General features: G+C 46.0%; 1 protein-coding gene. It reads left to right on the forward strand.

Going from position 1 to position 302, the window contains the following annotated elements; translation table 11 throughout:
* Positions 1 to 30: 30 nt before the first annotated feature.
* The coding region (locus Q4528_RS13345; protein WP_368506700.1) for a Ppx/GppA phosphatase family protein at positions 31 to 302 on the forward strand (272 nt) is incomplete at its 3' end.

Below are 302 nucleotides of genomic sequence, written 5' to 3' on the forward strand. Positions count from 1 at the left end.
GTGATAGACATTGGCGGTGGCAGTACCGAGGTGACCTTAGGCGAAGGCATGGATCTTAAGCTTAAAGAAAGCTTAGATATGGGCTGTGTATCAATCACCAAACGCTTTTTCAAAAGTGGCCGAGTCACCAAAAACCGCTTACTTAAAGCCAGCGTCTACTGCTCTCAGCAACTATTGCCAGTAGCCGACGATTTCCTTGAACATGGCTGGAACGAATGTTTAGGTGCCTCGGGCACGATTAAAGCGGTTGCTAAAGTATGTGTAGACAATAATTTCTGTGAAGATGAGATTCAGCTAAGCGG

Origin of the sequence: Staphylococcus pasteuri (genome assembly GCF_030547725.1) — a bacterium.
Taxonomy (GTDB): Bacteria; Bacillota; Bacilli; order Staphylococcales; family Staphylococcaceae; genus Staphylococcus; species Staphylococcus pasteuri.